This is a genomic window from Aquabacterium sp. A08 (assembly GCF_011742065.1).
Window position 1 is genome coordinate 1 of the sequence record NZ_JAAQQT010000674.1, and the last position, 6,439, is coordinate 6,439.

Sequence of the window (6,439 nt, forward strand, 5' to 3'; positions counted from 1 at the left end):
TCCTCGGGCGGCAGCAGGCCGCGGTCTTGGCCCACGTCTTCCAGGCTGGGCTGGTCGGCACGGGCCACGCCCAGCGACGACACCAGCCGGCCCATGCTGGCCAGGGTGCGGGCCTGGGCGGTGAACTCGTTGTACTGGGCGTTGATGTAGGCGCGGCTGGCCTCGAAGTACTCGTTCTGGGTGTCCAGCACGTCCAGCAGGGTGCGCTGGCCAATGTCGAACTGCTGACGGTAGGCCTCGCGCGCCACCTCGGTGGACAGGCGGTGCTGGTTCAGGTAGCCCATCTGCTCGTTCAGGCGCACCACGTCGTTGTAGGCAATGGCCAAGGTCTGGCGCACGTCGCGGCAGGCTTTTTCCTGCAGGTCACGGGCCTGCTTGTTGAACTCCACCGCCTGCGATTCGCGGGCCTTGTCGGCGCCGCCGCGGTACAGGTTGTAGTTCAGCAGGACCTCGGCCACGGTATCGCGGGTGTTGCCCTTGACGTTGTCGATGTCGTGGCCCCAGGTCTGGCGGATGCGGAAGTCCACGCGCGGCCAGTAACCGGCCTTGCGCGACTCGATCTGCGAGCGGGTGGAGCGCACGTTTTCGTAGGCGGCGTTGATGGTCGGGCTGTTGGCCAGGCCTTCGTTCATGGCCTGGGTCACGCTGGTGGGCAGGCCCTGCAGCTTGACGCCTTCGGCCAGCGGCGGCAAGGTGGCCGGCGGCAGCACGCCCATGATGCGCTGGTAACGGGCGCTGACGTCGTGCAGGTTGGAGATTTCGGTGAGCAGGTTGGACTCGGCCAGGGCCAGGCGGCCGGTGGCCTGGTCGGTGTCCACGCGGCGGCTGACGCCGGCCGAGGAACGCTCTTCGATCTGGTTGGCGGTGACCTTGTGCTCGACGAAGTTCTGTTTGGCCTCGTCCACCAGGGCAGAGTAACGGGCCACGTCGGCGTAGGCGCGGGCCGCTTCCAGGGCGATGGTTTCGGCAGCTTCCAGCAGCTCGTAGTAACGGGTCAGCTTGGCGTAGCTCAGGCGCTGCACCTCGTTCTTGGTGAAGAAGCCGTCGAATAGGGTCTGCGTCAGGGTCAGGGCGCCTCCGTGGCGGTTGTAGGTGCCGGAGTCGCCGGCGGGCAGCACGCCGGGGCCCTTGTTGCGCTCCACGCCAAAGCCGTGGGTCAGGTCCACCGAGGGCTTCCAGCCTGCCTTGGCCACGTCTTTTTCAGCGTCGGCGGCGGTGAAGTTGTGCCAGCGGGCCTGCACCTCGGGGTTGGTGGTGACGGCCTGGCGGATGGCCTCGATCATCGGTGGCGGCAGCGCCTGGGCCAGAGCGGTTTGGGCAGTGCACAGCAGCACCGCCGCGGCGACCGCGGAGAGAGCGGTTTGGGTTTTCATGACAATTCCCTTAGGGGGTTGGGTGCGTTTGGCTTCCAAGCGCACAAGACTTACTGAAACAACCCGATATCATGTGAATCAGATCGGGTAGACATTGTCTGGCCGCACTTTAACATTCGTCAAGTTTTTTGCTGTGGAAACTTGCGTTCCGTCAAGCGCAGCGGTAGAAACACGCGACAGTGAGCCCTTTCACCCACCTTCTTCGCCTGTGCCCGCGCCTTTGGTGGCTGGGCTGGGGGTTGGTTGTGTGGCTGGTGGGCGCCACCTTGGCCGCCCCCAACCTGGACCGCATGCAGTCCCTGGCCCGTGAGCGCTATGGCGCCCAGGCCGAGCAAACCGTGGTGGCCTGGCGCCGCCTGCTGGAAGAGGTGCGCGAACAAGCGGTGGAGCAGCAGTTGAACGCGGTGAACACCTTTTTCAACCGGCGCATTTTTTACGAACTGGACCCTGTGGTGTGGCAGCAAAACGACTATTGGGCCACGCCACTGGAATTGATGGGCCGCGCCACCGGCGATTGCGAAGATTACGCCATCGGCAAATACATGACGTTGCTGCTGCTGGGGGTGCCCAACGAGAAGCTGCGCATGATTTACGTGCGCGCCCGCACCGCCGGCGCCAAAACCGAAGCGCACATGGTGCTGGGCTATTACGAGGACCCGACCGGCGAGCCGGTGATTCTGGACAACCTCATCACCAGCGTGCGGCCGGCGTCGCGCCGCACCGACCTGTCGCCCGTGTTCAGCTTCAACCACCAGGGCCTGTGGGTCGCGGGGCAGGCCGCTTCGGCGGCCGACCCGACGGCCCGGCTGTCGCGCTGGCGCGAGGTGCTGGAGCGCATGAAACAAGAGGGCCTGTGAAGCACACGCCCGCCACACCACCCAAGGGGTCATCGCATGTCACTCATCAAACAATTGTGGATCGCCATCGCGCTGGTGATGACGCTGGCCTTCGGCGGCAGCCTGGTGGTCAGCGTGTTGTCGGCGCGGCATTACCTGGAGCAACAGCTGCAGGTGAAGAACCTTGACAACGCCACGTCACTGGCGCTGTCGCTGACGCAGCTAGACAAGGACCCGGTGACGGTGGAACTGCAGGTGGCGGCCCAGTTTGACGTGGGGCACTACCGCTTCATCCGCGTCACCTCACCCACCGGCGAGGTGCTGACCGAAAAGGTGTATGAAGGCCGGCTGGAGGGCGCGCCGCAGTGGTTTGCCGATCTGATCCCGATCCGGGTCCAGCCGGGGCAGGCGCTGATCCAGGACGGCTGGAAGCAGTTCGGCACCATCAGCCTGGCCAGCCACGAACAGTACGCCTACAAGAGCCTGTGGGACGGCACGCTGGAACTGCTGCTGTGGTTTGTGGCGGGCAGCCTGTTCACCGGGGTGGCGGGCACATTTGCGGTGCGCGTCATCACCCGGCCGCTGGGCGAGGTGGTGGGCCAGGCGCAGGCGATTGCCGAGCGCCGCTTCCTGACGGTGAGCGAACCCACCACGCCCGAGCTGCGTGCCGTGAGCCGCGCCATGAACGACATGGTGGGCCGCCTGAAGGCGATGTTCGCCGAGGAATCGGCCCGGCTGGAGGCCCTGCGCAACCGCGTCAACCGCGACCCGGTGACCGGCATCGCCAACCGGGAGTATTTCCTGTCGCACCTGCGCGAGATCCTGACCGGCGAGCAGTTCGGCTCCACCGGCAGCCTGGTGCTGGTGCGGCTGGCCTACCTGAACGAGCTGAACGCCAAGCTGGGCCACCAGCGCGCCGACCAACTGCTCAAGCAGCTGGGGCAGGTGCTGTTCGACAGCGGCAACGACCACCCGGGCCAGCGCGCCGGTCGGGTGAAAGGCGGCGAATTTGCGGTGATGTGCCCCACCTTCGACTCGCCCACCGCGGCCGCGCAAGACATTCACGGCCGCCTGCTGCGCGACTGGCTGCCCCACTGGGAAGCGGAATTCCCCGACCTGTTCCACCTGGCGGCGGTGCCCTATGTGCGCAACCAGGGCGTGGGCGACCTGCTGACCCGTGCCGACCAGGCGCTGGCCCAGGCCCAAGGCAAAGGACCCAACAGCTGGCACGCGGTGGAGGACGGCGGCAACAAGCTTTCCATGCCCGCCGAACAGTGGCGCACCCTGCTGACCGAAGCCGTGCAGGGCGGCCAGCTGAGCCTGGCCTTCTTCCCGGTGGTGCGCGGCGACCGCGCCCTGCCGCTGCACCAGGAGGGGGTGATCCGGCTGCAGATGGACACGGCCGGGCAGTTGCTGTCGGCCGGCGACTTCATGCCCATGGCCGCCAACCTGAACCTGACCGCCCCCATCGACCTGGGTGTGGTGAAGCTGGCCATCGACCACCTGCGCCAGGTGGCCGGCGACGTGGCGGTGAACCTGTCGGCCGAAACGATTTCGGACTTTGGCTTCCGCAACCGGCTGGTGCAACTGCTGCAGGGCTACCCAGACCTGTGCCGCCGCCTGCTGTTCGAGGTGCCCGAATACGGCGTGTTCAAACAGTTCGACGCCTTCCGCGACCTGGCGCGCAGCCTCAAGGCGCTGGGCTGCCGGGTGGGCATCGAGTACTTTGGTCAGCGCTTTGCCGAAACCGCCCAACTGGCCGGCCTGGGACTGGACTACATCAAGGTGCACCCGAGCTATGTGCGCGGCATCAGCACCAACGCCGGCAACCAGGAATTCCTGAAAGGCCTGTGCAACATGGCGCACGCGCTGGGCATCACCGTGATTGCGTTGGGCGTGGAAAATCCGACCGACCTGCCGCTGCTGGCGCAGTTGGGGTTTGATGGGGCGACGGGGCCGGGGGTGCGGTGAAATAAAAGAGGGGGCCCATCGGCCCCCTCTTTAATGCTCACCGAATCGAATCACCTTCATCAATCGGCGGGCGGTGTCGGGAGCTTGCTCTTGAGCGTGGCATCGGTGTCGATGTAGCTCAACAACTGCGCTTCGGTGACGCCCGTGAACACGATCTTCTGCACCACACCAGAGGTATCGCTGGTATAGATACTCAGTGTGGTGTTGCCACTCTCTGTGCCCACCACCAGGCTCGCGCTTGCATCGACCAACAAGTCTGCGATATCAAGCTTGTCGCCTTCGGCCAAAGTGAAGCTGGCACCGCTCTTGTTGAAATCGGTGATGGTGTCGACAGCGGGCGTTCCGCTGGAACCGACATCGGCCAAGCTCCACTTGAAGACATCGGCACCCGTCCCGCCAGTCAAGGTGTCGTTACCAGAACCACCCACCAACAGGTCATTTCCACCATTGCCCCACAACACATCATCCCCGTCGCCGCCCATGATGATGTCATTGCCAGAACCACCATTTACGGTATCGTTGCCGGCACCGGCTTCAACCATCGAACCGACGTTGGCCAGATTGATGGTCTCACCGCTGTCCGTGCCAAGGATCACATTGTTGGCTGAACTACCAGTGGTCACGGAGCCTTGCGCGTCAATGCCCACATTGAATTGGTAAGAAGACTCGTCACCATCCCCGTCCACGATGACTGCCTCAAAAGCCAGCTGCACGTCATCAGGCTGAATGACTTCGAGAATGGTGGTCACCGACACGCTGCGGATCAAGAACTCCATGCTGGCCTCCACGTTCCAGACGTCAACGACTGCAATTTGGTATCCAGTCGGCGCCTCCAACTTAAGTCTTCCGGCAACGACATCTCGGTCGAAGGTTTGCGTGATTGTGTTGCCCTGACTATCCACCAGCGTCCAACGAATGGTGACATCGGTGGGACTGATAGCACTTCCGTTGTTGGATACAAAACCGATGGTCACCGAGTCGACTGAACTTTGCGGACGGTTCGCACCGTTGCTGACATTTCCATCGAAAGTGCCGTCGGGCTTGAGGAACTCAAGGCGAATGAACTCACCCTTGGAAATTGGCAAGTCTGCTGTACCATTGCTGGTCTTCGCCCCCAAGCCATTGTTACTGGAGCTGACGGTCCCTGCCACTGCCTGCCCATTGACCTCGTACCAAGATGTGAACCGGATATCTGTCGTGATCACGGTACCAGCCGTCAACAACTGCTCCAAATACAAAGCACTTGGATTACCGCCCTGAGACTTGTTGAATGTGACCGAATCGGTTTTTTCGTCTTCCAAGCTGGCAGAGAGTACGGTGAAGGTGTATGTACCATTCAGATTCAAAGTAAGCTGGAAGTACTCGGTCCCATCCGCATATTTACCCGTCAGAGTACGCGTTTCTTCGTCGTAGTTGGTCGTCACACCGGCGAGGCTAGAGGCGTTGAGCTTCAACCCGACAGAGGCGAGATCGTCTGCACCAGCCACATATGACCAATTGCCTGTCTTGACCTCATTGTCGGCGTTTTTGATCACAAGGTTATCCATGGAGAAAATCTTCGGCTCGTCATCAACGATGTTGATGACCAGGTTGCCGGCCGGCGCAGAATCACCATCCGCGTCCGTCACCACCACCGCGAAACTCACATTGGTGTTGTCACCCGTGGTGTTGTCCGCCAGCGTGTAGGTGTAGTAAATCGTGCCCACACCCGTGGCCGCGTTGTAGCTGTAGTACGCCGTCAGCCCACCCGCAAAGTTCTGCGCCGTCGTCGTCAGCGTGTTGCCTCCCAGGCTCACCGCGCTCAAACCATCGGGCGAGGTAAAGCCAATGGTGCCGCTGACCGCCTCGCGCGGATCGCCATTGGCACCCGCCGCCGCCGCCTCACCCGAACCCTCGGGTTCGTTGCCACGGGCCGGCAGACCCGCCTCGTACACCGTCGTCGTCGCGCCCCCTGCCGCAGGAATCGTGGTCGTAGGTGTGCTGTCGCCGATACTGATCGCCAGATTGGCCGTGCGCTCGTCCCCATCGCCGTCGCGCAGCGTGTAAGTGAAGGTATCGGTCACACCGCCCGGCGTGCCCGTGTTACGGGTGTAGCTGTAATCGCCGTTGGCTCCGATCGTCAGCACACCATACTGGCCGTTGATGACCAGCGTGACCGTGCCCGTCGGAGCATTGGCCGCCACGTTGACGCTGGCAATGTTGGTCACGCTCGCACCATCCGCACCCTGGGTGTCTGCACCAGCCGCACCACTGGTCGTG

General features: G+C 63.2%; 4 protein-coding genes. 2 read left to right on the plus strand and 2 right to left on the minus strand.

Translation table 11 applies throughout. From position 1 onward, the window contains the following. Nucleotides 1-1,373, minus strand: a 1,373-nt coding sequence (locus HA630_RS16845; protein ID WP_166836144.1) for a TolC family outer membrane protein, incomplete at its 3' end; no start/stop codon positions are given. 254 nt (nt 1,374-1,627) lie between these two features. Here HA630_RS16845 and HA630_RS16850 point away from each other — a divergent pair. Together HA630_RS16850 and HA630_RS16855 are read left to right on the plus strand one after the other, a co-directional pair. After that, nucleotides 1,628-2,230 (plus strand): transglutaminase-like cysteine peptidase, encoded by a 603-nt coding sequence (locus HA630_RS16850; RefSeq protein WP_371809272.1) that lies wholly within the window; start codon nt 1,628-1,630, stop codon nt 2,228-2,230. Nucleotides 2,231-2,266: 36 nt separating this feature from the next. Beyond that, a complete protein-coding gene (locus HA630_RS16855; RefSeq protein ID WP_166836154.1) occupies nt 2,267-4,180 on the plus strand; it encodes an EAL domain-containing protein in 1,914 nt (637 codons plus the stop codon). Between the two features lie 59 nt (nt 4,181-4,239). On the opposite strand, the gene HA630_RS16860 is transcribed toward HA630_RS16855, so the two are convergent. After that, on the minus strand, nt 4,240-6,439 hold a 2,200-nt coding region (locus tag HA630_RS16860; protein WP_208300131.1), incomplete at its 5' end, for an Ig-like domain-containing protein.